General features: G+C 59.2%; 25 protein-coding genes. 14 read left to right on the forward strand and 11 right to left on the reverse strand.

What is annotated here, in order from left to right; genetic code table 11:
- The first annotated feature begins 12 nt into the window (after nt 1-12).
- The 4 genes from rpsG (at nt 13) to DWB67_RS06940 (ending at nt 4425) form a co-directional block, all read left to right on the forward strand.
- Entirely contained in the window at nt 13-483 is a 471-nt protein-coding gene (gene rpsG, locus DWB67_RS06925) for a 30S ribosomal protein S7 (protein ID WP_119806790.1), read from the forward strand.
- A gap of 18 nt (nt 484-501) precedes the next feature.
- Nucleotides 502-2625: an elongation factor G gene (gene fusA / locus DWB67_RS06930; RefSeq protein ID WP_119806791.1), complete on the forward strand. Its 2124-nt coding sequence runs from the start codon at nt 502-504 to the stop codon at nt 2623-2625.
- A 59-nt stretch (nt 2626-2684) separates the two neighbouring features.
- A complete protein-coding gene (tuf, locus tag DWB67_RS06935; protein WP_119806792.1) occupies nt 2685-3860 on the forward strand; it encodes an elongation factor Tu in 1176 nt (391 codons plus the stop codon).
- 169 nt (nt 3861-4029) lie between these two features.
- Entirely contained in the window at nt 4030-4425 is a 396-nt protein-coding gene (locus DWB67_RS06940) for a VOC family protein (protein ID WP_119806793.1), read from the forward strand.
- A 57-nt stretch (nt 4426-4482) separates the two neighbouring features.
- Here the strand turns inward: DWB67_RS06940 and DWB67_RS06945 are convergent, their stop codons facing one another.
- Nucleotides 4483-4980, reverse strand: a complete 498-nt coding sequence (locus tag DWB67_RS06945) for a DUF892 family protein (RefSeq protein WP_119806794.1) — start codon at nt 4978-4980, stop codon at nt 4483-4485.
- Nucleotides 4981-5134: 154 nt separating this feature from the next.
- Between DWB67_RS06945 and DWB67_RS06950 the strand changes: the two genes are divergently transcribed.
- Complete coding sequence (locus tag DWB67_RS06950; protein WP_119806795.1) at nt 5135-6985, forward strand: ABC transporter ATP-binding protein; 1851 nt, start codon at nt 5135-5137, stop codon at nt 6983-6985.
- 39 nt (nt 6986-7024) lie between these two features.
- Nucleotides 7025-7357, forward strand: a complete 333-nt coding sequence (locus tag DWB67_RS06955) for a helix-turn-helix transcriptional regulator (RefSeq protein ID WP_119806796.1) — start codon at nt 7025-7027, stop codon at nt 7355-7357.
- A 50-nt stretch (nt 7358-7407) separates the two neighbouring features.
- On the opposite strand, the gene DWB67_RS06960 is transcribed toward DWB67_RS06955, so the two are convergent.
- Nucleotides 7408-9312, reverse strand: a complete 1905-nt coding sequence (locus DWB67_RS06960) for an OmpA family protein (RefSeq protein ID WP_182911515.1) — start codon at nt 9310-9312, stop codon at nt 7408-7410.
- Between the two features lie 161 nt (nt 9313-9473).
- Between DWB67_RS06960 and DWB67_RS06970 the strand changes: the two genes are divergently transcribed.
- Entirely contained in the window at nt 9474-10688 is a 1215-nt protein-coding gene (locus DWB67_RS06970; RefSeq protein WP_119806799.1) for an acyl-CoA dehydrogenase, read from the forward strand.
- 66 nt (nt 10689-10754) lie between these two features.
- Here the strand turns inward: DWB67_RS06970 and DWB67_RS06975 are convergent, their stop codons facing one another.
- Genes DWB67_RS06975 through DWB67_RS06995 form a run of 5 tightly spaced genes read right to left on the reverse strand, consistent with a single transcriptional unit; the run spans nt 10755 to nt 14729 of the window.
- The gene (locus DWB67_RS06975; RefSeq protein WP_119806800.1) at nt 10755-11588 is read right to left on the reverse strand and encodes a ferredoxin--NADP reductase; all 834 of its coding nucleotides are present in this window, start codon (nt 11586-11588) and stop codon (nt 10755-10757) included.
- A gap of 50 nt (nt 11589-11638) precedes the next feature.
- Nucleotides 11639-12025, reverse strand: a complete 387-nt coding sequence (locus DWB67_RS06980) for a DUF934 domain-containing protein (RefSeq protein WP_182911516.1) — start codon at nt 12023-12025, stop codon at nt 11639-11641.
- The gene (locus tag DWB67_RS06985) at nt 12022-12753 is read right to left on the reverse strand and encodes a phosphoadenylyl-sulfate reductase (protein ID WP_119806801.1); all 732 of its coding nucleotides are present in this window, start codon (nt 12751-12753) and stop codon (nt 12022-12024) included. The genes DWB67_RS06980 and DWB67_RS06985 overlap by 4 nt, the downstream gene beginning before the upstream one ends.
- Nucleotides 12746-14404 carry a nitrite/sulfite reductase gene (locus tag DWB67_RS06990; RefSeq protein ID WP_119806802.1) on the reverse strand — a complete coding sequence of 553 codons (1659 nt, stop codon included), beginning with the start codon at nt 14402-14404 and terminating at the stop codon, nt 12746-12748. Before DWB67_RS06990 ends, DWB67_RS06985 begins: the two co-directional genes overlap by 8 nt.
- Nucleotides 14397-14729: a DUF2849 domain-containing protein gene (locus DWB67_RS06995; protein WP_119806803.1), complete on the reverse strand. Its 333-nt coding sequence runs from the start codon at nt 14727-14729 to the stop codon at nt 14397-14399. Before DWB67_RS06995 ends, DWB67_RS06990 begins: the two co-directional genes overlap by 8 nt.
- Before the next feature lie 138 nt (nt 14730-14867).
- Here DWB67_RS06995 and DWB67_RS07000 point away from each other — a divergent pair, with 138 nt between their 5' ends.
- Both DWB67_RS07000 and arsC read left to right on the forward strand, forming a co-directional pair.
- Nucleotides 14868-15347 carry an Lrp/AsnC family transcriptional regulator gene (locus DWB67_RS07000; RefSeq protein WP_119806919.1) on the forward strand — a complete coding sequence of 160 codons (480 nt, stop codon included), beginning with the start codon at nt 14868-14870 and terminating at the stop codon, nt 15345-15347.
- Nucleotides 15344-15697 carry an arsenate reductase (glutaredoxin) gene (arsC, locus tag DWB67_RS07005; RefSeq protein WP_119806804.1) on the forward strand — a complete coding sequence of 118 codons (354 nt, stop codon included), beginning with the start codon at nt 15344-15346 and terminating at the stop codon, nt 15695-15697. The genes DWB67_RS07000 and arsC overlap by 4 nt, the downstream gene beginning before the upstream one ends.
- Here arsC and DWB67_RS07010 read toward each other — a convergent pair.
- The 3 genes from DWB67_RS07010 to DWB67_RS07020 form a co-directional block, all read right to left on the reverse strand.
- Entirely contained in the window at nt 15694-16188 is a 495-nt protein-coding gene (locus DWB67_RS07010) for a hypothetical protein (RefSeq protein ID WP_119806805.1), read from the reverse strand. The two genes, arsC and DWB67_RS07010, sit on opposite strands and share 4 nt — an antisense overlap.
- A complete protein-coding gene (locus DWB67_RS07015; RefSeq protein WP_119806806.1) occupies nt 16182-17627 on the reverse strand; it encodes a YadA C-terminal domain-containing protein in 1446 nt (481 codons plus the stop codon). The genes DWB67_RS07010 and DWB67_RS07015 overlap by 7 nt, the downstream gene beginning before the upstream one ends.
- A gap of 124 nt (nt 17628-17751) precedes the next feature.
- Nucleotides 17752-18210 carry an Rrf2 family transcriptional regulator gene (locus tag DWB67_RS07020; protein WP_119806807.1) on the reverse strand — a complete coding sequence of 153 codons (459 nt, stop codon included), beginning with the start codon at nt 18208-18210 and terminating at the stop codon, nt 17752-17754.
- 178 nt (nt 18211-18388) lie between these two features.
- Between DWB67_RS07020 and DWB67_RS07025 the strand changes: the two genes are divergently transcribed.
- Nucleotides 18389-19051, forward strand: a complete 663-nt coding sequence (locus tag DWB67_RS07025; RefSeq protein ID WP_119806808.1) for an alpha/beta hydrolase — start codon at nt 18389-18391, stop codon at nt 19049-19051.
- Between the two features lie 9 nt (nt 19052-19060).
- On the forward strand, nt 19061-20194 hold the full coding sequence (locus DWB67_RS07030; protein WP_119806809.1) for an HD family hydrolase: 1134 nt from the start codon (nt 19061-19063) through the stop codon (nt 20192-20194).
- A gap of 18 nt (nt 20195-20212) precedes the next feature.
- On the opposite strand, the gene DWB67_RS07035 is transcribed toward DWB67_RS07030, so the two are convergent.
- On the reverse strand, nt 20213-21370 hold the full coding sequence (locus DWB67_RS07035) for a Hint domain-containing protein (protein ID WP_255418581.1): 1158 nt from the start codon (nt 21368-21370) through the stop codon (nt 20213-20215).
- A 204-nt stretch (nt 21371-21574) separates the two neighbouring features.
- On the opposite strand from DWB67_RS07035, the gene DWB67_RS07040 reads away from it, so the two are divergent.
- The 3 genes from DWB67_RS07040 (at nt 21575) to DWB67_RS07050 (ending at nt 25437) form a co-directional block, all read left to right on the forward strand.
- Nucleotides 21575-22786 (forward strand): NADP-dependent isocitrate dehydrogenase, encoded by a 1212-nt coding sequence (locus DWB67_RS07040; RefSeq protein ID WP_119806810.1) that lies wholly within the window; start codon nt 21575-21577, stop codon nt 22784-22786.
- A 126-nt stretch (nt 22787-22912) separates the two neighbouring features.
- A complete protein-coding gene (gene purQ / locus DWB67_RS07045) occupies nt 22913-23581 on the forward strand; it encodes a phosphoribosylformylglycinamidine synthase subunit PurQ (RefSeq protein WP_119806811.1) in 669 nt (222 codons plus the stop codon).
- 176 nt (nt 23582-23757) lie between these two features.
- Nucleotides 23758-25437, forward strand: a complete 1680-nt coding sequence (locus DWB67_RS07050) for an ATP-binding protein (protein WP_119806921.1) — start codon at nt 23758-23760, stop codon at nt 25435-25437.
- Nucleotides 25438-25442 lie beyond the last annotated feature (5 nt).

Genomic DNA, 25442 nt, shown 5'->3' on the forward strand with positions numbered 1-25442 from the left:
GGAGAGGCATCAATGTCCCGTCGTCACGCCGCTGAAAAGCGCGATGTCCTGCCCGACGCCAAATATGGCGATCGCGTACTGACAAAATTCATGAACAACCTGATGGTTGACGGCAAGAAATCGATCGCCGAGCGGATCGTCTACAACGCGCTGGAGCGCGTCGAGACCCGCCTGAAGCGCGAGCCGATTGAAGTCTTCCACGAGGCCCTGGAAAACGTTAAACCTTCCGTCGAAGTGCGTTCGCGCCGCGTCGGTGGTGCAACCTACCAGGTTCCCGTCGAAGTCCGCCCCGTACGCCGTGAGGCGCTGGCAATTCGCTGGCTGATCACCGCTGCTGCCAAGCGCAACGAACACACGATGGAAGAGCGCCTTGCAGGCGAGCTGGCCGACGCTGTGAACAGCCGCGGCACCGCAGTGAAAAAGCGCGAAGACACGCACAAGATGGCAGACGCCAACAAGGCGTTCAGCCACTACCGCTGGTAAGGCGAAAGGATCCCGACCATGGCACGCGATTATCCGCTGCAGCGTTACCGCAACTTCGGCATCATGGCTCACATCGATGCTGGCAAGACCACGACGACCGAGCGCATTCTATTCTACACCGGTAAGTCGCACAAAATCGGCGAAGTGCACGACGGCGCTGCGACCATGGACTGGATGGAGCAAGAGCAGGAGCGCGGCATCACGATCACGTCTGCCGCGACCACCACGTTCTGGCAGCGTCAGGAAGACCCCACTTCCGAGGGGACTTCGGACACCAAGTTCCGGTTCAACATCATCGACACCCCGGGCCACGTTGACTTCACCATCGAAGTCGAACGCTCGTTGGCTGTTCTGGACGGCGCGATCTGCCTTCTGGACGCGAACGCCGGCGTCGAACCGCAGACCGAAACCGTCTGGCGCCAGGCCGACCGTTATAAAGTTCCGCGGATCGTGTTCGTCAACAAGATGGACAAGATCGGCGCCGACTTCTTCAACTGCGTCAAGATGATCAAGGATCGTACCGGTGGTACGCCTTGCCCGATCGCATTGCCGATCGGTGCGGAAGACAAGCTGGAAGGCATTGTCGACCTGATCAAGATGGAAGAATGGGTCTGGATGGGCGAAGATCTCGGTGCAAGCTGGGTTCGTCAGCCGATCCGTGACGAGCTGAAAGATCTGGCCGACGAATGGCGTGCCAACATGATCGAGCTTGCCGTCGAGCAAGACGATGCCGCCATGGAAGCCTATCTTGAAGGCGAAGAGCCTGACGAAGCAACCCTACGCGGCCTGATCCGCAAGGGCACGCTGTCGTTGTCGTTCTTCCCGGTTACCGCTGGTTCCGCGTTCAAAAACAAAGGTGTCCAGCCTCTGTTGAACTCGGTCATCGACTTCCTGCCGACCCCGCTGGACGTTCCGCCGTACATGGGCTTCCTGCCCGACGACGAAACGGAAACCCGTAACATCGAACGCCGTGCAGATGATGCGCAGCCGTTCTCGGGTCTGGCGTTCAAGATCATGAACGACCCCTTCGTTGGTTCGCTGACCTTCACGCGCCTGTATTCGGGCAAGCTGAATAAAGGCGACCAGCTGCTGAACGCCACCAAAGGCAAGCGCGAACGTGTTGGCCGTATGATGATGATGCACTCGATCAACCGCGAGGAAATCGAGGAAGCCTTTGCCGGCGACATCATCGCGTTGGCAGGTCTGAAAGACACCACCACGGGCGACACCCTGTGTGATCCGTCCAGCCCGGTGGTTCTGGAAACGATGACCTTCCCCGAGCCGGTGATCGAAATCGCGATCGAACCGAAATCGAAGGCTGACCAGGAAAAGATGGGCCTTGCCCTTCAGCGCCTGTCTGCCGAAGATCCCTCGTTCCGCGTCGAAACCGATCTTGAATCGGGTCAGACCATTATGCGCGGCATGGGCGAACTTCACCTCGACATCTTGGTTGACCGCATGAAGCGTGAATTCAAGGTCGAAGCGAACATCGGTGCGCCGCAGGTGGCTTATCGTGAGACGATCTCGACTGCGGCCGATATCGACTATACGCATAAGAAACAGACCGGTGGTACAGGTCAGTTCGCACGCGTCAAGATGACCATCACACCGACCGAGCCGGGCGAAGGCTATTCGTTCGAAAGCAAGATCGTTGGTGGTGCGGTGCCGAAGGAATACATTCCGGGCGTCGAAAAAGGCATCAAATCGGTTATGGACTCGGGCCCGCTGGCCGGCTTCCCGGTTATCGATTTCAAAGTTGCCCTTACGGACGGTGCGTTCCACGACGTCGACTCCTCGGTGCTGGCATTTGAAATTGCTGCCCGTGCTGCAATGCGCGAAGGTCTGCGTAAGGCCGGTGCGAAGTTGCTGGAACCGATCATGAAGGTCGAAGTCGTGACGCCGGAAGAATATACCGGTTCGATCATCGGCGACCTGACCAGCCGTCGTGGCATGGTGCGTGGACAAGACAGCCGCGGCAACGCGAACGTCATCGACGCAGCAGTCCCGCTGGCGAACATGTTCGGCTACATCAACAACCTGCGTTCGATGTCTTCAGGCCGCGCCGTGTTCTCGATGCAGTTCAGCCACTATGAAGCTGTGCCGCAGAACATCTCGGACGAGATCCAGAAGAAATACGCCTGATTTTGCGGCGGGGCTTCGGCCCCGCGCTTGACCTGAATTGAAGAACAAGGAGCCATTCCATGGCAAAGGCAAAGTTTGAACGGAACAAACCGCACGTCAACATCGGGACCATCGGTCACGTTGACCACGGCAAGACGACTCTGACGGCAGCGATCACGAAGTACTTCGGCGATTTCCGCGCCTATGACCAGATCGACGGCGCGCCCGAAGAAAAGGCACGCGGCATCACGATCTCGACCGCGCACGTGGAATACGAGACCGAAGCACGTCACTATGCACACGTCGACTGCCCCGGCCACGCTGACTATGTGAAAAACATGATCACCGGTGCGGCCCAGATGGACGGCGCGATCCTGGTTGTGAACGCAGCTGACGGCCCGATGCCGCAGACCCGTGAACACATCCTGCTGGGCCGTCAGGTCGGCATCCCCTACATGGTTGTCTACCTGAACAAGGTCGACCAGGTGGATGACGAAGAACTGCTGGAACTGGTCGAGATGGAAGTGCGCGAGCTGCTGTCCAGCTATGACTATCCGGGCGACGACATTCCGATCATCAAGGGCTCGGCTCTTGCTGCAATGGAAGGTCGCGACGAGGAAATCGGTGAGAACTCGATCCGTGCCCTGCTGGCTGCTGTCGACGAATACATCCCGACGCCCGAGCGCGCCGTGGACCAGCCCTTCCTGCTGCCGATCGAAGACGTGTTCTCGATCTCGGGCCGTGGTACGGTTGTGACCGGTCGCGTCGAGCGTGGCGCTGTCAACGTCGGCGACGAACTGGAAATCGTGGGTATCCGCGACACCAAGAAAACGACCTGCACGGGCGTGGAAATGTTCCGCAAACTGCTGGATCGTGGTGAAGCTGGCGACAACGTGGGTGTTCTGCTGCGCGGTATCGACCGTGAAGGCGTCGAGCGTGGCCAGGTTCTGGTCAAGCCGAAGTCGGTCACGCCGCACACCAAGTTCGAAGCCGAAGCCTATATCCTGACCAAGGAAGAGGGTGGCCGTCACACACCGTTCTTCGCCAACTACCGGCCGCAGTTCTACTTCCGCACGACCGACGTGACCGGAACGGTGACCCTGCCGGAAGGTACGGAAATGGTCATGCCCGGCGACAACCTGAAGTTCGAAGTCGAACTGATCGCGCCGATCGCAATGGAAGACAAACTGCGCTTCGCCATCCGCGAAGGCGGCCGCACCGTCGGTGCTGGCGTCGTCTCCAAAATCATCGCCTGATTGGACGGCCCGTAAGGGCCATCCGCAAAGCATTCATCAGGTGATCCGGCAACGGATATTATGGTGAAAAAGGGCCGTCCTTAGGGGCGGCCCTTTGCTTTGGCAGGACTGGAACAACAGCGGTTGGATCGTTACCTGTCCTTAATAACCGCAATGACAGGAGGCTTTCTTGGCCAAGTTCATCCATTCCATGATCCGCGTGTTGAACGAGGAACGCTCGCTTGACTTCTATGACCGCTGTTTTGGCCTGAAGATCGCCGAACGGCTGGATTTCGAAAAATTCACACTGGTCTATCTGTCCAATCCGGAAACAGACGCCGAGCTGGAGTTGACGATCAACAAGGGCCGGACCCAGCCATATGATTTGGGCGATGGCTACGGGCACCTTGCCGTATCGGTTGACGATGTCGATGCTGAACATGACCGCTTGACCAAGGCGGGGTTTTCCCCCTGGAAATTGACCGACTTCGCCCCTGCGGGAGAGACCATTGCACGGTTTTTCTTCATTCAGGACCCTGACGGATATGAAATCGAGGTTCTTCAGCGCGGCGGGCGCTATAAATAAAAATGGCCCCCGAAGCGTGAAGCTTCGGGGGCCATATAACTGGTTACAAAACCTTGCTTACATCAACGCTGCTTCGTTGACGCTTCCTTCAGCGATGGCGGTCATATGAACATCGCCTTGCTGCGTCTGGTCCAGACATTCCTGAAGGATCGCACCGTCGCCGTCGAATTCTAGACGGTTTGCGAATGTGCGAACGCAACCATAGCCCGCAATCGCGTAATGCATCAGGCGCTGGTATTGCGTAATAATGGCAGCATCGCGTGCATCGTCATCACCAAAGGATGCTTCGATGGCGTGCTTGCGCGCCTCGGTCACAAGACCTTCCATGCCTTTGCAATGCTCGCCGGTGGGATCGACACCGTGATCGTTGCAAAGCTGTGCAATCTTATCCATGCCATCCGAAATGCCTTGATTGCCTGCAATCAACGCCTCGGATAATTCACGGGATTTGGCTTTACGACCCATTTCGGTCACAATCGGCATCGACTGTTTGCAGGCCGAATACAGGTCTTTCAATTGGTCCAGATACAGGTCTTTCAACGAATTGATGGTCATGTCTGTTCCTTTCTCTTTGCCGTTTCAGGCTCTGGGAAAACAACGCGGCGGTATGGTCAGCGTTCCATCGGATTGCAAAGTTCTGGCGGTCTTGACTTCACAAAAGGCGCGGGCCAGCAGTGGCGCCGTAATATTCCCGCAGGAGGGTGCACCTATGTTCGGTTGGTTCGAACGACGTATATCGGCATATCCGGACGCCGAGCCGACCATGCCCCCAAGCGGGCTGGGGCGTTTTGTGCTGCACTACAGCCGCGGCGTCGTCCCGTGGTTAATCCTGCTGGCCATTGGCGCAGGGATTATCGCGATTATCGAACTGATGTTGTTCAGCTGGTTGGGCCAGCTGGTCGACCGACTTGCCGATACCCCCAAGGACCAGTTCTGGGCACAGCAGGGCGGGAATATCGCGGTGATGGCCGTGGTGCTGCTGGTCCTGCTGCCAGGGCTGAATTTCGGCACCTCGATGGTGCTGCACCAATCATTGATGGGCAATTTTCCCCAGCGCATCCGTTGGCAGGCGCATCGCTATCTGTTGCGCCAGTCGGTCGGCTATTTTCAGGATGAATTCGCGGGCCGGATCGCGCAGCGGCTGATGCAAACCTCGCTTGCGGTGCGCGAGGTGGCGATGAAGATCATGGATGTGGGCAGCTATGTGCTGATCTATTTTCTGGGGGCGATGGTGCTGGCGGCCAGTCAGGACTGGCGTCTGGCCTTGCCCTTTGTGATCTGGGGTGTCGGCTATGCGCTGATGCTGTGGCAGATTGTACCGCGGCTGGGGCGGGTGGCACAGGCACAGGCCGACGCACGCAGCGATATGACCGGGCGTATTGTCGACAGCTATACCAATATCGCGACGGTCAAACTGTTTTCGCATTCGGACCGGGAAGAAAACTGGATGAAGGCCGGAATGGACCGGTTTTTGCAAACGGTTTACGGCCAGATGCGTCTGGCAACATTGCAGGACATTATCCTGAACCTGCTGAATGTCTGGCTGGTCGCCTCGGTCGCGGGTTTGGGGCTTTGGCTTTGGTCGCAGGGTGATGTGGCTGTGGGGGCGGTTGCGGTGGCGGTGCCTTTGGCAATGCGGATGAACAATATGGCGCATTGGATCATGTGGGAATTTGCCGCGCTGTTCGAAAATATCGGTACGGTCAAGGATGGCATTACCAGCCTATCGCTGCCGCGTGAGGTTCAGGACGTGCCGGATGCCGTGCCGTTGGAACGCGGGGCAGGGGCGGTGCAATTCCGGAACGTCACTTTCCGCTATGACGGGATGGCGGGTGCAAAGCCGCTGGCCGTGCTGGATGATCTGACACTGACTCTGAAGCCCGGCGAACGGGTCGGTCTGGTTGGCCGGTCGGGGGCGGGCAAATCCACGCTGATCAACCTGCTGTTGCGGTTCCACGATATCGAGGGCGGCAGCATCACCATTGACGGACAGGACATCGGTCGGGTGACGCAAGACAGCTTGCGCGGTGCCATCGGGGTGGTGACGCAGGACAGTTCGCTTCTGCACCGCTCGGTTCGGGAAAACATCACCTATGGTCGTCCGGACGCAACTGATGAGCAGGTCCAGGCGGCCTTGCAGATGGCCGAGGCTGACAGCTTTGTCCCAAGCCTGAGCGACAGTCATGGACGTACAGGTCTGGATGCCCATGTAGGCGAACGCGGGGTCAAGCTGTCTGGCGGCCAGCGCCAGCGTATCGCCATTGCCCGTGTGGCGTTGAAAGACGCGCCGATCCTGATTCTGGACGAGGCGACAAGCGCGCTGGACAGCGAGGTCGAGGCCGCCATCCAGTCGCGTCTGGACGTTCTGATGCAGGGGAAGACCGTGATCGCCATTGCACATCGCCTGTCCACCATTGCCGCCATGGACCGGCTGATTGTGATGGATCAGGGTCGCATTGTCGAACAGGGTAACCATGCGGAATTGCTGGCCAGCGGCGGCATCTATGCACGGCTCTGGCAGCGCCAGTCAGGCGGTTTCCTTGCCGCCGAGGATCTCTGAAACCTTGCGAGCGGCTGACATATCCGGTATTCCTGTAAGATGGAAAAGAAACATGTTCTGGATGCCCTGTCAGCCCTTGCCCATGATATGCGGCTGGATGTCTTTCGCCTGTTGATCAAGGCAGGCCCCGTCGGCATGGCGGCGGGTGATATTGCTATTGCACTGGATGTCCGGTCCAATACGCTGTCCAACAATCTGACGATCCTGTCGGCTGCCGGATTGGTAAGCTCGCTTCGTGAAGGACGGTCGATCCGCTATTTTGCACAGATGGAATCGATGCGCGGCTTGCTGGGTTTTCTGATGCAGGATTGTTGCGGTGGTCAGGAAGACTTGTGTCAACCTGTTCTGGACCAGATCACCTGCGCCTGCTGATAACTTATGAAAAAGCCCCGATGTATATCGGGGCTTTTGCTTTTTAATGGTTATTGGGCCTGCGCGGTTTGCAGCAAGTCGGTGATCCGGCGGACCGATGCGCGCCGGTTGTCGCGGATATCACCCTCGGCGCGGATGCGAAGGTATTGTTCGCCATAGCCTTGGGTCACCAGATTTTCGGGCGGCACATCGAAATATTCCGTCAATGCAAGCGCCACTGATTCCGCACGACGGTCTGATAGGGCAAGGTTAAAGGCATCCGCGCCGACCGTGTCGGTATACCCTTCGATCATGAAAATCTCGGCCGGGTTGCTGGCGACAGATTCCTCGATTACGCGGCCAAGTGATTGCAGCTGTTGTGCCTGATCCGGACGGATCGCAGCCGACCCGCTGTCGAAGGTGATTGCATCGATGTTCACCGGTGCGACCAATGACCGGACTTCCGGAATGTTGCGGATCTGGGACAAGGTAAAGCGGCGATCTGTCGCGGTTTCGCGGCGCAGCGCGGCGCGCAGTTCATCTTCGTCCAAGGGGGCGGTGTTGGTCTGCACGGCTGCGGGTTCTGGCAAGCTGGCAAGATCGACGGGTTGCACATCGGTCGTATCGTCGATCAGCTGCGTGGTGCTGCCATCGGCTGAAACCAGCGTGCGGCGCAGCACGCGCAAATCGGCGTCACGGATGGTGACCACACGGCTGCCATCCTCACGCGTGACGATCGTGCGCGACGATCCGTCGTCGAAATTTTCGGTCGAGACGTTCGATCCCGGCTGGCGCAGCAGCGCAACCTCATCCTTGATGACTTCCTGACTGCCGTCTTCACGCGTCACAACAACGCGGTCAGGCGCGCTGAGGGCAACCTGACGATTGTTGTTCAAATATGATCCGACTGCCAGCGCACCCGCACCCAACAGCAATGCCTTGGTCAGATTGTTGTTATCATCGTCATCGTCTTTGGCCTCATCGGTTTTGCCGGACAGGGCATCCCGCAGGTTGGTGGCAAAATCTTCGGATGACGATCGGGTTGTGTCCTTGGTGACGGCCTGTCGGGTCACATTTCCGGTACCTTCGCCCGCGTTAAGGGCAGCGGCATTCACCGGTTCGGATTGTCGCGCAGCCTCGCGCGCGGCTTCAGTCTCTTTGGTGTTTTCTTCAGCGGCACGCTGGACCAGATCGCCATTCTTATTGACCCGCAACATCTGGTTTTCCGATGCAGCCAGACGCAATTGCGATGCACCGTTCTGTTCGATCACGATCCCGCGCGGGGTCTGGGCACGATCGCCATCTGCGCAGGGGAAGGTCCCACCGGTCAGACAAGTCAAGGACGCAGGGTCCAAACCGGCCCAGACCTCCTCGGACAATACGCGTGCCAAGCCGGGCATGGCGTCGGCGCGTTCGGTCTGAAGTGCGCCACTGGCGACCGTCAGCGCGCCGGTGCCTACCGTATCGTTATCCTTGGCCATCTGTTCGGCCAGCTTGTCGGCATCGCGTTGATCACGGGCGGCCTGATCGGCGTTATCATCATCGCGGGCCGGTTTTTTCTGCGGCTTGCTATCGTCTTGCGCGGGCGCTGCTTTATTGTTCTTGCCGTTGCCGTTGCCGTTGCCGTTGCCGTTGCCGTTGCCGTTGCCGTTGCCGTTGCCGTTGCCGTCGGCATTGGCGTCCCTGTTATCGGGTGCAGGCTGCGGTCGGTCGGTTTCATCATTCGCGGGCTTGGCCTGCGGGGCGGCATCATCAGCCTGCGGACGGCGTCCGTTCGGCTTTGGCGGCGCTTCGGCGTTCTGTTCCGCATTTGTGTCATCATCCGCTGCACGGGCAGCCTCGCGGGCCTGCGTCAAAATTTCGGCCAGCCCGTCCTTGGGCTTATCTGCTTCTGCGTCCTGTGCAGCAGCAAGTTGCGGCACCAGAAGGGACAGGCAGGTGACGATGGCGGTGGTATTGTGAATAATCCGGCGCATGAACGCTCCTCCAGCGGTATGTCGTGCGTATTGTTGAATGTCTAACAGGCGGTTGGCGGAACAGTTCCAAACATCACCGTGACTTGCATGTGATGCACCCTTGGCATTGCACCCATAGGCCAAGCCCCCTAATCATTCACCCGGAGAGAAGAGGAGAAGACATGTCATCGACGTTGAAAGCGAAAGACGCACCGGATCTGGGCCGTTTCGATTGGGAGGATCCGTTCCGTTTGACGGACCAGTTGACCGAGGAAGAGCGCATGATGCGCGATGCGGCCCGCGCCTATGCACAGGACAAGCTGCAGCCGCGCATCATTGAAGCCTATCGCGATGAAACGACCGACCCCGAAATTTTTCGCGAAATGGGTGAGATGGGCCTGCTGGGCGTCACCATCCCCGAAGAATACGGTGGAATCGGCGCAGGCTATGTGTCCTATGGTCTGATCGCGCGCGAGGTCGAGCGTGTGGACAGCGGCTATCGCAGCATGATGTCGGTGCAGTCTTCGCTAGTGATGTATCCGATCTATGCCTATGGCAGCGAAGAACAGCGGATGAAATACCTGCCCAAGCTGGCATCGGGTGAATGGATCGGCTGTTTCGGTCTGACCGAGCCCGATGCGGGGTCCGACCCTGCGGGCATGAAAACCGTCGCCAAGAAAACCGACGGCGGCTATGTCATCAGCGGGTCGAAGATGTGGATCAGCAATTCCCCCATCGCGGATGTTTTCGTCGTCTGGGCCAAATCCGAAGCGCATGGCGGAAAGATCCGCGGCTTTGTGCTGGACAAAGGTATGAAAGGTCTGTCAGCCCCGAAAATCGGTGGCAAGCTGTCGCTGCGTGCCTCAATCACCGGCGAGATTGTCATGGACAGTGTCGAGGTTGGCGAGGATGCGCTGCTGCCCAACGTCGAAGGTCTGAAGGGTCCGTTCGGCTGTCTGAACCGTGCCCGTTATGGCATCAGCTGGGGTGTGCTGGGGGCTGCGGAATATTGCATGCATGCCGCGCGCCAATACGGTCTGGACCGCGTGCAGTTCAACAAGCCGTTGGCCCAGACGCAGCTGCACCAGCTGAAGCTGGCTAATATGATGACTGAAATCAGCCTTGGCCTGCAGGCCAGCCTGCGCGTCGGTCGTCTGCTGGATGATGCCCAAGCCGCGCCCGAGATGATTTCCATCGTCAAGCGCAACAATTGTGGCAAAGCGCTGGATATCGCGCGGATGTCGCGTGACATGCATGGCGGCAACGGTATTTCCGAAGAATACCAGATCATGCGCCATATGGTGAACCTTGAAACCGTGAACACGTATGAGGGCACGCATGACGTTCATGCGCTGATCCTTGGCCGCGCAATCACCGGATTGCAGGCGTTCTTTTAAGACCAGCCAATAAAAAGGGCGCAGGGAAATGACCCTGCGCCCTTTTGTATGATGGTGACGGTTGGCTTAGACGCCTTCGCCGACAAACGCTTTTTCGACCACAAATTCGCGGGGGGCCGAATTTGCGCCTTCGTTCAGGCCAAAGGTTTCCAGCACAGCTTTGACATCGACGTTGAACGCCAGACTGCCGCAGATCATTGCGCGGTCGGTTTCAGGGCTGATGGGCGGCAGGCCCAGATCCCGAAGCACTTTGCCCGATGACAGGTTGTCGGTGATGCGGCCCATAAACGGCGAATCCTGACGGGTTGTCGTCGGATAATACATCAGGCGTTTTGCAAAATCTGCGCCATACAGCTCGCCCAGCAACGGGTCGTGACGCAGGTTTTGCACCAGTTCCGCACCATAGGTCAGTTCCTCGGCGGTGCGGCAGGTGTGCATCATGATGATCTGTTCGTACCGCTCGTACGTTTCTGGGTCGCGCATCAGGCTGGCAAAGGGGGCAAAGCCGGTGCCGGTGGCCAGAAACCACATGCGCTTGCCGGGCAGTAGCGCGTCCAGAACCAGCGTACCGACGGGCTTGGGCCGCAGGATAATCTCGTCACCCGCCTTGATATGCTGCAGACGCGAGGTCAGCGGCCCGTCCGGCACCTTGATCGAATAGAATTCCAGTTCGTCGTCCCAATTGGGCGAAGCGATGGAATAGGCCCGCAGGATCGGTTTGCCGTTATCGCCCGGCAGGCCGATCATGACGAATTCGCCCGACCGAAAGCGCAATGACGCAGGGCGCGTCACGCGGAACGAAAACAGCGTATCGGTCCAATGTTTGACCGAGGTCACAATCTGGGCGTCGGGAAGCGTCTTTTTGGGGGCAGCGTCGGCCACGGGCAGATCCAGCGTCATAAGAAAAATCCAGTTCGTTCTAATCCAAAGGGCAGGGCGATGACAGCCGGTTAGCCGGCCAATGTCTCGCGATGGTCCCATGCCTTCCAGTCGGCACGGGCCAGCCATTGGTCTTCGGGCTGGCGGACGGCGATATCGGCAGCGACCTGCACCTCGTCAAAGCCGACGCGGCGGGCCATGGCGTATTGATCGGCAATCAGGCGACCCGTGGCGCGCAGACGCCCCTGATACCCCAGTTCGCGCAGGCGACGGGCCAGCGTAAAGCCGCGCCCGTCGGCAAAGGACGGAAAGTCGATGCCGATCAGCGGGTGATGCATCCGGTCGGGCAAAGTTGCCGGATCGGTGTCGGACCCCAGAATGACGGGGGCTTCCTCGGCCACGGGATGAAAGCCGTCATCGCGGGCCAGAACGTCTTGGGACAGCGGTTCGTCGGTCATGCCGTAACCTTTCTGCGGACCATACGTCCGCCGATGAAGTGAATGCCGCATTCGGTCTTTTCCTGACCGCGCCAACGACCCGAACGCTGATCTTCACCCGGTTTGACGGGCGAGGTGCAAGGTGCGCAGCCGATCGACGGATAGCCTTGGGCCACCAGCGGGTGACGCGGCAGGTTGTTTTCGATCATATACTCCTGAACGTCCTGCGCCCGCCAGTGGGCCAAGGGGTTCACCCGCAAGCGGTGCGGGGGTTCAGGCTCGAAGAACTCCAGTTCGGTGCGCTGACCGCCCTGAAAGCGTTTACGGCCCGTAATCCATGCGTCAAAGCCCGACAGTGCATTTTCCAGCGGCACCGTCTTGCGGAAATGGCAGCAGGCGTCGGGATTGACCTTGTTCAACGTCCCGTCGGGATCGTTCAGGGCAACGTCTTCGTCTGACGCGCTGATCACCTGCACATTGGTCAGACCCAGCTTTTTGGCAACATCACGCTGATAGGCCAGCGTTTCGGGAAACAGCATCTGGGTGTCGATGAACAGCACCGGCAGGCCGGGGGCCACAACGGACACCATATGCAGCAAGACCACCGATTCAGCACCAAAGGATGACACCAGCCCAACCCGCCCCAGATCGGGGTCGGTCAGGGCATGGCGCAGCACACCTGTCGCGGCATGGTGGCGATAGCGGTCGTTCAACCGCCCCGCACGTGTGTCCAGATTGCCATCAAGCATCGGCTGTTTCCGGATAAAGCGCGGATTTGAACGGTGCCTGACCTAAGCGGCGATAGGCGTCGATAAAGCGTTCGCTGTCGTCCTGACGCACGTCCAGATAGGCGCGCAGCAGGCGGTCGATGGCGGGGACGACTTCCTCGGCGGGGAAGCCCGCGCCTGCACGCTGGCCGATGGCCGGAATGTCATAAGCGTCGCCACCCAGCGTGATCTGATAGTTTTCGACGCCAGCGCGATCCAGACCCAGGATGCCGATATGACCCAGATGGTGGTGCCCACAGGCGTTGATGCAGCCGGAAATCCGGATGTTCAGATTGCCGATTTCCTGTTCCAGCCCGAGGGTGCGGAAATGGCCGGCAATTTCTTCCGCAATCGGGATCGAGCGCGCGGTTGCCAATGCACAATAGTCCATGCCGGGGCAGGCGATGATATCGCTGGTCAGTCCGGCGTTGGCCGTGGCGAGACCGGCCTTATACAGTTCCGTATAAAGTGCAGGCAGGTCGGATTTATGGACATGCGGCAGGGCGACGTTCTGGTCGTGCATGATGCGGATGTCGCTATGGCCGAAACGTTCGGCCAGATCGGCCAACAGACGCATCTGTTCGGCGCTTGCATCACCCGGCGTCTGGCCGGGGGCCTTGAAGGTCACGACAACGCTGGCATAGCCGTCGATGCGGTGCTGATGCAAGTTGGTATCGGACCAGCTGCGGAACGCAGGGTTGGCCTGACGTGCTTCTTCGTAGGCGTCGGTTGCCTCGTTGCGGAAGGCCGGCGCACGGAAGCGTTCCTTGAAGACCGCCAGCGCATCGCGGTCGGCGCCGTTAAAGTCACGACGGCGGGCAATGAACTCTTCTTCGATTTCGGCGCGCATCACGTCCAGACCACGTTCCAGAACGGTGATCTTGATACGGGCTTTGTATTTATTGTCGCGGCGACCGGCGATGTTATAGGTCGCGATAATCGCCTCGACATAGGGCAGCAGGTCTTCTTCGGGCAGGAAATCGCGGACAACCTGACCCAGCAACGGTGTCCGGCCAAGGCCGCCACCAATCCAGACCTCGAAACCTGTCTTGCCGTCCTGTTCCTTCAGGCGCAGGCCGATGTCATGGGCCGTAATGACGGCACGGTCTTTTTTACCACCGGAAATGGCGATTTTGAACTTGCGCGGCAGGAACTGGAATTCGGCATGGTCGGTCGACCAGCTGCGCAGCAATTCGGCATAGGGACGCGGGTCGGCAGCCTCGTCAAAGGCAGCACCGGCAAAGGCGTCGGTGGTCACATTGCGGATGGTGTTGCCACTGGTCTGGATGGCATGCATGCCAACCTTGGCCAGCGCGTCCAGCATGTCGGGAATGTCCACCAGCGTTGGCCAGTTATACTGGATGTTCTGGCGTGTGGTCCAATGGCCATAGCCCTTGTCCCATTTTTCAGCCAGCAACGCCAAGGTGCGCATCTGATCGGGATTGATCGTGCCATAAGGCACGGCAACCCGCAGCATATAGGCGTGCAGCTGCAGATAGACGCCGTTCATCAGGCGCAGCGGCTTGAATTCATCCTCGGTCAGGCTGCCGTCAAGACGACGGGCAACCTGTTGGCGGAATTGCTGGGCGCGGTGCTGGACGTAATCGATCTCTACTGGGCGGACATCAAACATGGCTAGCCTCGGCTTGCTGGTCGGCCTGAATGCCGTGGAAATAATTGGAAGGCCCGAGCTGGCGGAACGCTTCGCGGAAATGGACAGGCTCGGGGCCGTTCGGGCCACGCTTTGCCTCGACCAGATAGGGACCGACAACCAGATCCGCCTGACCGATGGCCTTCAGCAGTTCCAGTTCGGCAATCGCCTCGTCCTCGTACAGCGTCGCCTTGCGCGGATCAGGCGTCCAGCCATCCTCGCACATCCAGACGTTGAAGCCTTCACGCAGGTGGTTGGCGGTGATGACACCGGGTTTGTTTGCCGACGGGGTGAAGGCTTTGCTCATGACTCGGACCTTTCTAATGCTGGTCTGTATATAGGATTTTGTTCTGGATTCTTACGAGTAGGCGCGCGAAATAAGGATGATCTGTTCAGGAGTAGCCAGATGTCGGAACCTCTTTCCACCGAACCGGCCGCAGGGCAAATAACTGTCCGGCTTGATGACGTGGATCGCAAAATCCTGTCCCTGTTACAACAGGACGCCAGCCTGTCTCTGGACCAGATTGCGGACCGTGTCGGGGCCTCGAAGACCCCTGTCTGGAACAGAATTCGCAAATTGCGCGAAGCAGGGGTCATCCGCAAGCAGGTCGCGATCCTTGATCCCGAAGCGCTGGGCCTTGAGGCATGTTTCTTTGTTCTGGTGCGGACCAGCGAACATGACAAGGATTGGGCGGGGCGCTTTCTGAAAGCATTGCGCGACCGCCCCGAGGTTGTCGAGGCGCATAGGCTGGCAGGTGACATCGACTATATCCTCAAGGTTCAGGTGCGTAACGCACGCGCCTATGATCGGTTCTATCAATCGCTGATTTCCGAGGTGAAAATCCACAATGTCACAGCCTTGCTGTCGATGGAGGAAATCAAGGCGTCCAGCGCATTGCCCATTCCGGAAGGGGGACACCGGTGACCTATACGATCTGGCACAAGCCGACCTGTTCGACATCACGTTTTGTCCTGATTGCCCTGCGCGATGCGGGGGTGGATGTCGTCGTCCGCGATTACATCAAGGAACCGCCATCCGTGGCAGAACTGGAACAGGCGCTGTCGCAATTGGACATGACCCCGCGCGCCCTACTGCGACGCAAGGGCACGCCGTTCGATGATCTGGGGTTGGGAAACACAGGTCTTGCGGACGCGGCGCTGGTGACCGCCATGGCCGAACATCCGATCCTGATCGAACGTCCGGTGGTCTTTGGCCCGCAGGGGGCTGTCCTGTGCCGGCCAAAGGAAAAGATCTTCGATTTTCTGGTCGGTTAAGGTGTGTCCAGCGGATCGAAGGCACCGACCGATATGCCCAGTAACAGCCACCGGCGGCCTTCCAGACCGAACACCAGATCAAAGCTGACGTGGCGCGGTTGCAGCGGGAAATACCCCGTCAGCCGCAATTCCTGACCGCTTTCGCTTAGCTGGCTATCAAGGATGACCGGATCGGTGATCATCACCGGCAACAGATCCAGCCGTTCGGCGCGCACTTCGGTAAACAGGCCTGCAAGTCGCGTGGGGTCATTTGCCAAGGCGAATTCAGGCGCTGCATAATCACGCAGCACGGTATAATTGCCCGTCCAGTTGCCGTGGTTCACCGCCGCCAGCACATCGCGGATCAGGGCGGTGGCATAGCTTGGTTCGACCACTGCAATGTCGGGTCGGGTGTCTTGGGCAAAAGCACCGACGCCCGAAAGCATCAGCGCCAGACCCAAGGACGCTGCGCGAAGCAGCGTCCCCGATCCGCGGATGCGGTTCTTTACCACGCGTAGGTCACGCCGACGCGGCCACCGACCTGATTGCGGTCAAAGCCATAGGTAACGCCCGCATCGAACTGGGTGTTCGCATCGAAGCGATACCCCATCGAGGCCGCCATTGCGTTCGAACCCTCGAAGCTGCCCAGACTGGTGGAAACGGCAAAGGTTTTGTCTTCGGGGACGTAAGGCGTGTTCAGGGCCATGGCCATGGCGATACCTTCCTTGTTGTCCTCGATCGAGGATCCCAAAGAACGGACCGAGCTGTCAAGCTGCGAGATTTGCGTCCCCATCGAACGGTCGACCGCCAGATTGCCCTGCGCGTCCGAGGTAACGACCCCCACTGCGCCAGATTGCGACGCAGTGCTTTCCGCCGATGCAATCCCTGTCGCACGATAGGTGTTCTGCGCATTGCCCAGCACGAATTCATTCGCAGAGGTTGCCGCTGCGCCCGCACCGATTGCCACCGAATTGTCGGCACTGGCCTGTGCACCATCGCCAATCGCGACCGAGCGGGCACCCAATGCCATTGCGGCTTCGCCAACAGCGGTTGAACGGACGCCGGTTGCCTGTGCCAGATGGCCGAACGCCTGTGCGCGTTCGGCGCTGGCGACGGACTGCCAACCAATGGCCGTCGCGCCCGGACCTGTCGCTACAGATTCCCCACCGACTGCTGTAGTCGAATTTCCGTTCGCGGCAGCGGTGTCGCCGATGGCCAATGCGTCGATGCCATTGGCAATGGTTTCATTGCCGATGGCGGTTGCCATATCGCTTTGCGCGTCGGCATTTTCACCGATGGCCAGCGACCGGATGCCCTGTGCGGTTGCCAAATGGCCGAATGCTTGCGCGCGTTCGGCAGATGCCATGGATTGCCAGCCGATTGCGCTCGTTCCAGCGCCGGTCGCTACAGATTCGCCACCGACTGCTGTGCTGGAGTTGCCGTTCGCTGCGGCAGTGTCGCCGATGGCCAATGCGTCGATGCCGTTGGCAATGGTTTCATTGCCGATGGCGGTTGCCATATCGCTTTGCGCGTCGGCATTTTCACCGACGGCCAGCGAACGGATGCCTTGGGCCGTTGCCAGATGGCCGAATGCCTGTGCGCGTTCGGCAGTTGCCATCGACTGCCAGCCGATTGCCGATGCACCGGGTCCGGTTGCGACAGTCTCTCCGCCGATTGCGGTGGTCGAGGGGCCGGTTGCCGTGGCGACGGCACCGATCGCGACACCATCGGTCGCGGTCACATCGGTCATCGCGCCATCACCGGCAGCGACTGAAAATTCGCCGTCTGCGGTCGAATTGACACCGCATTCCACGGAATTCGTACCTGAGCCCGTGTTGCAATCCGCCGTCGCGTCCGCTTGGGCCATGCCCATGCCGCCGATCAACGCCGCAAATGCGACGCCGCTATAAAGTGATGCAATCTTTATGGATATTTTCGGGGTGGCTGACATGGCGATCTCCTCATCCGATGTTCACAGGGGCCTGTCATCAGGCCTCTGGAACTGAAGACACCGCAGCGCGGCAACCGGATGCAGAAAAGATCAAATAAAAATGATCAGCGCGTGATAGAACGAATTATTCATCCACAACATTCAGGATTTTCGGAAGTGCAGGGCAGGGCAGCAACTGGTTTTTCGCAATATCGGCAAGCGTGTGGTTGTGCAGGAAGACATAGACATGCGCCGACAGGCTTTCCCACAAACGGTTCGACAGGGTCTGCGACCGCGACCCTGAAATGCCCCCCGACGCGCCTGCGCCGATATGCATGGCACTGACAGTTTCATCGACTGCCTCAAGGATTTCGGCAATGCGGATGGTTTCCGGCAAACGGGCCAGACGATAACCGCCGCCCGGACCACGCACCGATGTTACCAGTCCGGCGCGCCGCAGACGCACGAAAAGCTGTTCCAGATACGGAAGCGAGATATCCTGCCGTTCGGAAATTTGCGCCAGCGAAGTCAGCTCATCGCTTTTGGCAATGGCAAGATCCACCAGCGCGATGATCGCGTAACGGCCTTTGGTCGAAAGTTTCATGGCACAGCCCTCTGGTATTGGCACCGAAACATGTGCCTTGCATTGACGGGTGCCGTCATCGCGCGCTATGCCCAGCCCAGCATGTTTCTTGCCAAGTCCGCGCGGGCTCCCCAGATATGTCGTCTAGAAGCCGCGCGCGCAAGCGTCAAGAAACCCGAAAGCCCTGTGAAGGAAGTCTATGCCCGAGCTGATTTTCCCCGGCCCCGAAGGCCGTCTCGAAGCGCGCTATCATCCCCAGCCTGGCAAGCCCGATGCGCCCATCGCCATCGTCCTGCATCCGCATCCGCAATTTGGCGGAACGATGAACAACAGGGTCGTCTATAACCTGCATTACGCGTTCCACCGCATGGGCTTTACAGTCATGCGGTTCAACTTCCGTGGTGTGGGCCGCAGTCAGGGCGAATTTGATCAGGGGATCGGCGAATTGTCCGATGCCGCATCCGCGCTGGATTACCTGCAGACGATGAACCCCAACAGCAAGCATTGCTGGGTTGCGGGCTTCAGCTTTGGCGCGTGGATCGGGATGCAACTGCTGATGCGCCGCCCCGAAATCACCGGCTTTATCAGCGTGTCGCCGCCCGCGAACATGTATGATTTCAGCTTCCTTGCGCCATGCCCGTCGTCGGGTCTGATCGTGAACGGCACCGCCGACCGCGTGGCACCGCCCAAAGACACCCATACGCTGGTCGGCAAATTGCGCGAACAGAAGGGCATCACCGTCACGCATGAGGAAATCGAAGGCGCGGACCACTTCTTCCGTGACGACGAAACCCATATGAAGCCGATGATCGATCTGGTGCAGGGCTATGTCCGCAAGCGCCTGACCGAAACAACACGCTAAGGACCAATTATGACAGACCGGATCGGCCAGCATATCAATTTCCTGTGCGAGGCCGACCGCCTGAAAACGGTCACGCGCGCGAATGTTCTGATGGATCTTTCGCGCGCGGAAAACAGCGCCGAACACAGCTGGCACGTCGCACTTTATGCGATGGTCTTCGGGGCCAGCGACCGTGCTATTGCGATGTTGTTGCTGCATGATCTGGTGGAAATCGACGTTGGCGACCAACCCATCCATCTGGACCACGATGTTGCGGCGCTGAACCGCGCCGAGCTGGCCGCCGCCACCCGTATCTTTGGCTTGTCGCCCGATGCCGAACGTCTGGTCGCGCTGTGGACGGAATTCGAAGCCTCGGGCAGTCCCGATGCGGTAATGGCCAAGCGGATGGACCATGTGCATCCGCTGTTTCAGGTGATGCAGGCCCCGCAGCCCATTCAGGAACACGTCGATATCGTGCGCGACAATCTGGATCGTGGCCGCGCGGCACGCATGTCGCATGAATGGCCGCAGATCATGCAGGCTGCACGGGCAATGCTGGACGGGCAGGCGCTGCCCGATGATGATCTGACCCGCCGTTTGCGTTTTCTGGCCGAAGCGGACCAGTTGAAGTCCGTTTATCGTGCAACAACGCTGATCGACAATTCGCGTCATGAAAACAGTGCCGAACACAGCTGGCATCTGGCGCTTTATGCGCTGTCGCTGGCGCATATGGCGGGATCCGAAGTCAATATCGGTCGGGTGATCCGTATGCTGCTGATCCATGATCTGGTGGAAATCGACGTCGGTGACATTCCGCTGCATTCGGCAAATGGCACCGCCCATGGCTCCGCGCAGGTGCAGCTGGATGAGGCTGCCGCAGCGCGCCGGATCTTCGGCCTGCTGCCCGACGATCAAGCGGCGGATTTTATGGCCTTGTGGCAGGAATTCGAAGCTGTGCAGACCCCTGATTCCATCTTTGCCAAAGGTCTGGACCGCTGCCAGCCCGCCATCCAGAACCTGCATTCAGGTGGAATGGGCTGGGCGGAATATAAAGTGACATTGTCGCAAATAGAAACGCGCGTCGGACCTTGGGTCGAACGCGCGTCATCAGATCTGTGGGTCTGGCTTCATTCCAGACTGGATGTGCATTTCGCGCCCGCCTAAAGGCAGGCGCGACAGCAATCAGGATGCCAGCGGCTGGCTGTTTGCAATGTGACGCGACGCCATCTGACGAACTTTTGCGCCACGGGCAAAAGGACGCGCGGTAGCAGGTGCGTCTTCTGCGGTCAGGATGCCGGGGAAGATCGCCTCGATTTCGGCCAAGGCCTCGGCGCCCAATGCACGCAACGCTTGCGGGCCGGGGTACAGTGATTCGCTGGCGGCACCATTCGACATAACGACTTCATGCGCATCGAACATCAGGTGGTGATAGCTGATCGAGGTGACATCGGTTTCGACATCCACACCCGGCAGCTCGGTCAGGTGTTTGGCCGGAACCAGCACTTCCATGGTGCCGAACATACGCTGTGCGATGGCCGAACGGACCAGCACGCGGTGCTGCGGCGAGACGACCAGATCCATCGACGGCATGTTCAGGCCAAGCGCACCGGCCTTGATGCGGATCGGCAACAGCTTCGGTTTGGCGGCCAGATCGCTGGCGTTCAGGTGGCTGGTGCCCGCCCAACGCAGTGGCTGGAAACCGTTATCGCGGGTCCAGACCATATCGCCTGCGCGCAGATCCTCGACCGCGACATCGCCGTTTTCGGTGCGGATCATGGTGCCGGTGGCAAAGCAGATGATTTCCAGATCATAGATGCTGGGATCGAAGGACACCTGCGCGACATATGTATTCTTGGACAGTGGCGTCGCATCGATAATCTCGACCGAATAAAGCTGCGTAATGTCTTTCCATTCCGCGACCGTATCCAGCGCGGGGCGGAAGAACAGGTCGCCATTTCCCATCTGGATCATGACACCGGTCTGCTTCATTTCCACATTATCGGGCGTGGTCAGCAGATAATCGACCTTGGAAAAGCCGGTAATATACTGTGCCGTCTGACCGCTGGTGGGCGAGTCATAGTACATCTTGCTGGCGCCATCCTGATGACCGTTATAAGTGGTCGCCCAGGCCTTCGTCCATTTGTTGTCGATCGTCACCCAACGGCTTTGCGCGGTAAGATCGACAGCACTGATCTGGTTAGGACCTACTGCCTTATAGCCGTTCAACGTGTCAGCCTGCGTGTTCGTCAGGGGCGTACGGGAATCGGTGTTAAGCTGCGCCTTGTTCCCAAAGTACATCCACGTGGCGGTGACTGGTGTCGAGCTGGTCAGGTAGGTCACAATTACACCTTCAATCGAGTAAAAGCGAACGCTTACGACCTATCCGGCATATGTGCTATTTGTCTAAATAGATATGTTTAGACAAATGAGAGCGAAATATAAATGTCGCCTATGGTCGGCGGCATGCAATTGTATACCGTCTTCACATCCATGCTCCCTCGCGTTATGGTTCGGACATCGAAATCCAACGCCAAAGGGGACCCCATGTCGAAGATCAAGGTCGCAAATCCGGTCGTAGAGCTTGACGGCGATGAGATGACGCGGATCATCTGGGACTTCATCAAGCAAAAGCTGATCCTGCCCTATCTGGACATTGACCTGAAATATTACGATCTGGGCATCGAGGAGCGTGACCGCACCGACGACCAGATCACCGTCGATGCTGCCGAGGCGATAAAGAAATACGGCGTTGGCGTCAAATGTGCGACCATCACCCCCGATGAGGGCCGGGTCGAGGAATTCGGCCTGAAGAAAATGTGGCGTTCGCCCAACGGCACCATCCGCAATATTCTGGGCGGCGTGATTTTCCGCGAACCGATCATCTGCAAGAATGTGCCCCGTCTGGTGCCGGGCTGGACGCAGCCGATCATTGTTGGCCGCCATGCCTTTGGTGACCAGTATAAAGCCACGGATTTCCGCTTTCCGGGCAAGGGCAAGCTGTCGATCAAATTCGTCGGTGAAGACGGCGAAACGATCGAGCAAGAGGTATACGACGCGCCTTCCGCAGGTGTGGCGATGGCCATGTACAACATGGATAATTCGATCCGCGAATTCGCCCGCGCCTCGTTGAACTATGGTCTGTCGCGTGGCTATCCGGTCTATTTGTCGACCAAGAACACCATTCTGAAAGCCTATGACGGCCGCTTCAAGGATCTGTTCCAAGAGGTCTATGAGGCCGAGTTCGAAGAACAATTCAAGAAAGCCGGCATCCATTACGAACACCGCCTGATCGACGATATGGTCGCCTCGGCGATGAAATGGTCGGGTGGTTATGTCTGGGCCTGCAAGAATTATGACGGCGATGTGCAGTCGGATACGGTCGCGCAGGGCTTTGGTTCGCTTGGGCTGATGACCTCGATCCTGATGACGCCCGACGGAAAGATTGTTGAATCCGAAGCCGCCCACGGCACCGTCACGCGCCATTACCGCGAACACCAGAAGGGCAATGCGACCTCGACCAACTCGATCGCGTCGATCTTTGCATGGACGGGCGGTCTAAAGCATCGCGCCAAGCTGGATGACAACAGCGCGCTGCTGAATTTCGCGCAGACGCTGGAACGTGTGACCGTTCAGGCGGTCGAGGACGGTCATATGACCAAGGATCTGGCGTTGCTGGTCGGACCCGACCAGAAATGGCTGACCACGATGGGCTTTCTGGAAAAAGTTGACCAATATCTGGACAAAGCGCTGGCATAAGCCGGAAATCATGAAGGGCCGGACAGATTGTCCGGCCCTTTCGCATCAAGGGGATCAGCGCCCCCTTTCTTCGTGAACCAACCTGCGCTATGTCCCGCCCATCCCCGCTGGACAGGAGCCCTTGCGATGAAAGCCGCCGTCGTCACTTTCCCCGGATCGAACTGCGACCGCGACCTTGCCGTCGCATTGGAACAGGCAGGGGCAGATGTCACCCGCGTCTGGCACAAAGACCAAAGCCTGCCCGATGGCACCGATCTGGTGGCCGTACCGGGCGGTTTTTCCTTTGGCGATTATCTGCGTTGCGGCGCGATCGCGGCCCATTCGCCCATTGCCAACGCCCTGCGCGACCATGCGGCCCGCGGCGGTTATGTGTTGGGCATCTGCAACGGCTTTCAGGTGCTGACCGAACTGGACCTGCTGCCGGGCGCTCTGATGCGTAACAACGGCCTGACATTCCTGTGCAAGCCCGCGACGCTGCGTGTGGCCACCAGCGACAGCGCTTTTACGACCGGCTATGCCAAGGACCAGACGGTGAGCATTCCCGTTGCCCATCATGACGGCAACTATCAGATCACCGATGAAGGTCTGGCCATGCTGCGCGATCAGGACCGCATCGCCTTTACCTATGCGCCCGCGGTTAACGGGTCGGTTCAGGATATTGCCGGTGTCTTGTCGGAAAACCGGCGCGTCCTGGGCATGATGCCCCACCCCGAACGCGCGGTCGATGCGTTGACGGGCGGCACCGATGGCACCGCGATGTTCCGCGGCCTTGTGGATGCGCTGGCCCATGCCTGACTTGAGCCGCGTGGCCGTTGGTCCTAGATTGCGTCAATCGCGCATAACGGACGGGCCGGTGGTTGGACGGTGAACAGACAGTCGAAGACAGGGTAGACAGACGGCGCGGCAGACGGTCGCGACTGTCCAATCCCTGGTGGCTGCGATCCACCGTCGTCCTGATTTTCCTGACGGCGATGGCGACCATCTGGACAACCAACGCGTGGCTGAGCGACCGTTTTTCGGAAAACACCCGTGTGCGGTCCGAATTGCGGCTGGCGCTTTACAGCGGCAACCTGATGTCGGAGTTGCAGCGCAATTCCGTGGTGCCGCTGCTGTTGGCGCGTGATCCGGCGCTGACAGTCGCGCTGTCGGGAAATGATTTTTCCACCACCTCGGCCCGTCTGATGGCCGCACAAGAGGAAATCGGCGCGGCCTCGATCCGGCTGCTGGATGCCTCGGGCAGGGTGGTCGGGTCGACCGACCGTTACCAGATTGGCGTGAACGGCGTCGCTGCCCCCTATTTCGTCGAGGCGTTGCGGTCCCGCGATACCGTGTTCACCGTGTCCGAGCTGGCCTCGGGGGCGTATGAATTCGCCTATTCCCGCGCCGTTTTGCAGGACGGCAAGACGCTTGGTGTCATCGTGGTGGGGGCGGATCTGTCGCGGCTGGAACGGTCATGGGCCAGCATTTCGGATGCGGTTGCGGTGACCGACAGCGAAGGCAATATCATTCTGTCGACCGAACCGCGCTGGCGGGGTCTGACCCTGCCGCAGGCGCTGGCCGTGCGGTCGGCACCCTCGGCTATCCAGCGCGCGTTTCAAGTGACAGCGGATTGGACCTCGACCCCTGCGGATGCTTATGTGCAGGGCCGCGCCGTGATGCGGTCCGAGGCGCGGGTGCCCTTCCGCGGTTGGCGGATGATCAGCTTTACCGCCTATAGTTCGGTCCGCGAACGGGTGAATGCCATCCTTGCCCTGCAGATCATGGGCTTTGCCATCCTGCTGGCGGGGACATTCTGGCTGATGTCGCGGCGTGCGCGCATCCAGTCGGCGGCCTATCGCCGCGAATCAGCGGACCTGCGCGCCCTGAACGCCCGCCTGACCCGCGAAATTGCCGAACGCGAACGGGTGCAGAAAGAACTGCGCGTGGCCGAACAGACCATGCAGCAGTCCAGCAAGCTGGCCGCTTTGGGGGAAATGTCCGCAGGGGTCAGCCATGAATTGAACCAGCCACTGGCCGCGATGAAAACCTATCTGGCGGGGGCGCGTCTGCTGCTGCAACGGTCCCGCCCCGAAGAGGCGCTGTCCAGTTTCCAGCGCATCGACGATCTGATCGACCGGATGGGCGCGATCACCCGCCAGCTGAAATCCTATGCCCGCAAGGGCGGCGAGGCGATGGAGCCTGTGGACATGCGCGCCGCCGTCAGCAGCGCATTGACCATGATGGAACCGCAGTTGCGTACCCGCACCATCCGCATCATGCGAAATGTTCCGCGCGAACGGGTTATGGTTCTGGCTGACCGGATCCGTCTGGAACAGGTGCTGATCAACCTTCTTCGCAATGCGGTCGATGCCGTAAAAGACTGCCGTGACGCCAGAATCGACATCTCGGTCGAGGTGGGAAGTCACGTCTATGTGTCTGTCCGCGATAACGGTCCGGGTGTTTCCGACCTGGAAAAGCTGTTTGAACCCTTTTGGACAACCAAAAAGCCCGGAGAGGGCACTGGACTGGGGCTTGCCATCTCCTCCACGATCGTGGCGGATTTCGGTGGACGTTTGACGGCCCATAATGAAACCGAAGGCGGCGCTGTCTTCCGGATCGAGCTGCCTTTGCACCGTCCCGGCCAGCCCCGTCAGGCCCTTGCGGCCGAATGACGACA

The organism is Paracoccus sp. JM45 (assembly GCF_003590715.1).
Lineage (GTDB): Bacteria > Pseudomonadota > Alphaproteobacteria > Rhodobacterales > Rhodobacteraceae > Paracoccus.

What these genes read in the sequence shown, in the direction of transcription:
- rpsG (WP_119806790.1), top strand. Translation starts at nt 13, where the DNA reads ATGTCCCGTCGTCACGCCGCTGAAAAGCGCGATGTCCTGCCCGACGCC.
- fusA (WP_119806791.1), top strand. Translation starts at nt 502, where the DNA reads ATGGCACGCGATTATCCGCTGCAGCGTTACCGCAACTTCGGCATCATG.
- tuf (WP_119806792.1), top strand. Translation starts at nt 2,685, where the DNA reads ATGGCAAAGGCAAAGTTTGAACGGAACAAACCGCACGTCAACATCGGG.
- DWB67_RS06945 (WP_119806794.1), bottom strand. Translation starts at nt 4,980, where the DNA reads ATGACCATCAATTCGTTGAAAGACCTGTATCTGGACCAATTGAAAGAC.
- DWB67_RS06950 (WP_119806795.1), top strand. Translation starts at nt 5,135, where the DNA reads ATGTTCGGTTGGTTCGAACGACGTATATCGGCATATCCGGACGCCGAG.
- DWB67_RS06955 (WP_119806796.1), top strand. Translation starts at nt 7,025, where the DNA reads ATGGAAAAGAAACATGTTCTGGATGCCCTGTCAGCCCTTGCCCATGAT.
- DWB67_RS06960 (WP_182911515.1), bottom strand. Translation starts at nt 9,312, where the DNA reads ATGCGCCGGATTATTCACAATACCACCGCCATCGTCACCTGCCTGTCC.
- DWB67_RS06970 (WP_119806799.1), top strand. Translation starts at nt 9,474, where the DNA reads ATGTCATCGACGTTGAAAGCGAAAGACGCACCGGATCTGGGCCGTTTC.
- DWB67_RS06975 (WP_119806800.1), bottom strand. Translation starts at nt 11,588, where the DNA reads ATGACGCTGGATCTGCCCGTGGCCGACGCTGCCCCCAAAAAGACGCTT.
- DWB67_RS06980 (WP_182911516.1), bottom strand. Translation starts at nt 12,025, where the DNA reads ATGACCGACGAACCGCTGTCCCAAGACGTTCTGGCCCGCGATGACGGC.
- DWB67_RS06985 (WP_119806801.1), bottom strand. Translation starts at nt 12,753, where the DNA reads ATGCTTGATGGCAATCTGGACACACGTGCGGGGCGGTTGAACGACCGC.
- DWB67_RS06990 (WP_119806802.1), bottom strand. Translation starts at nt 14,404, where the DNA reads ATGTTTGATGTCCGCCCAGTAGAGATCGATTACGTCCAGCACCGCGCC.
- DWB67_RS06995 (WP_119806803.1), bottom strand. Translation starts at nt 14,729, where the DNA reads ATGAGCAAAGCCTTCACCCCGTCGGCAAACAAACCCGGTGTCATCACC.
- DWB67_RS07015 (WP_119806806.1), bottom strand. Translation starts at nt 17,627, where the DNA reads ATGTCAGCCACCCCGAAAATATCCATAAAGATTGCATCACTTTATAGC.
- DWB67_RS07020 (WP_119806807.1), bottom strand. Translation starts at nt 18,210, where the DNA reads ATGAAACTTTCGACCAAAGGCCGTTACGCGATCATCGCGCTGGTGGAT.
- DWB67_RS07025 (WP_119806808.1), top strand. Translation starts at nt 18,389, where the DNA reads ATGCCCGAGCTGATTTTCCCCGGCCCCGAAGGCCGTCTCGAAGCGCGC.
- DWB67_RS07030 (WP_119806809.1), top strand. Translation starts at nt 19,061, where the DNA reads ATGACAGACCGGATCGGCCAGCATATCAATTTCCTGTGCGAGGCCGAC.
- DWB67_RS07040 (WP_119806810.1), top strand. Translation starts at nt 21,575, where the DNA reads ATGTCGAAGATCAAGGTCGCAAATCCGGTCGTAGAGCTTGACGGCGAT.
- purQ (WP_119806811.1), top strand. Translation starts at nt 22,913, where the DNA reads ATGAAAGCCGCCGTCGTCACTTTCCCCGGATCGAACTGCGACCGCGAC.
- DWB67_RS07050 (WP_119806921.1), top strand. Translation starts at nt 23,758, where the DNA reads ATGGCGACCATCTGGACAACCAACGCGTGGCTGAGCGACCGTTTTTCG.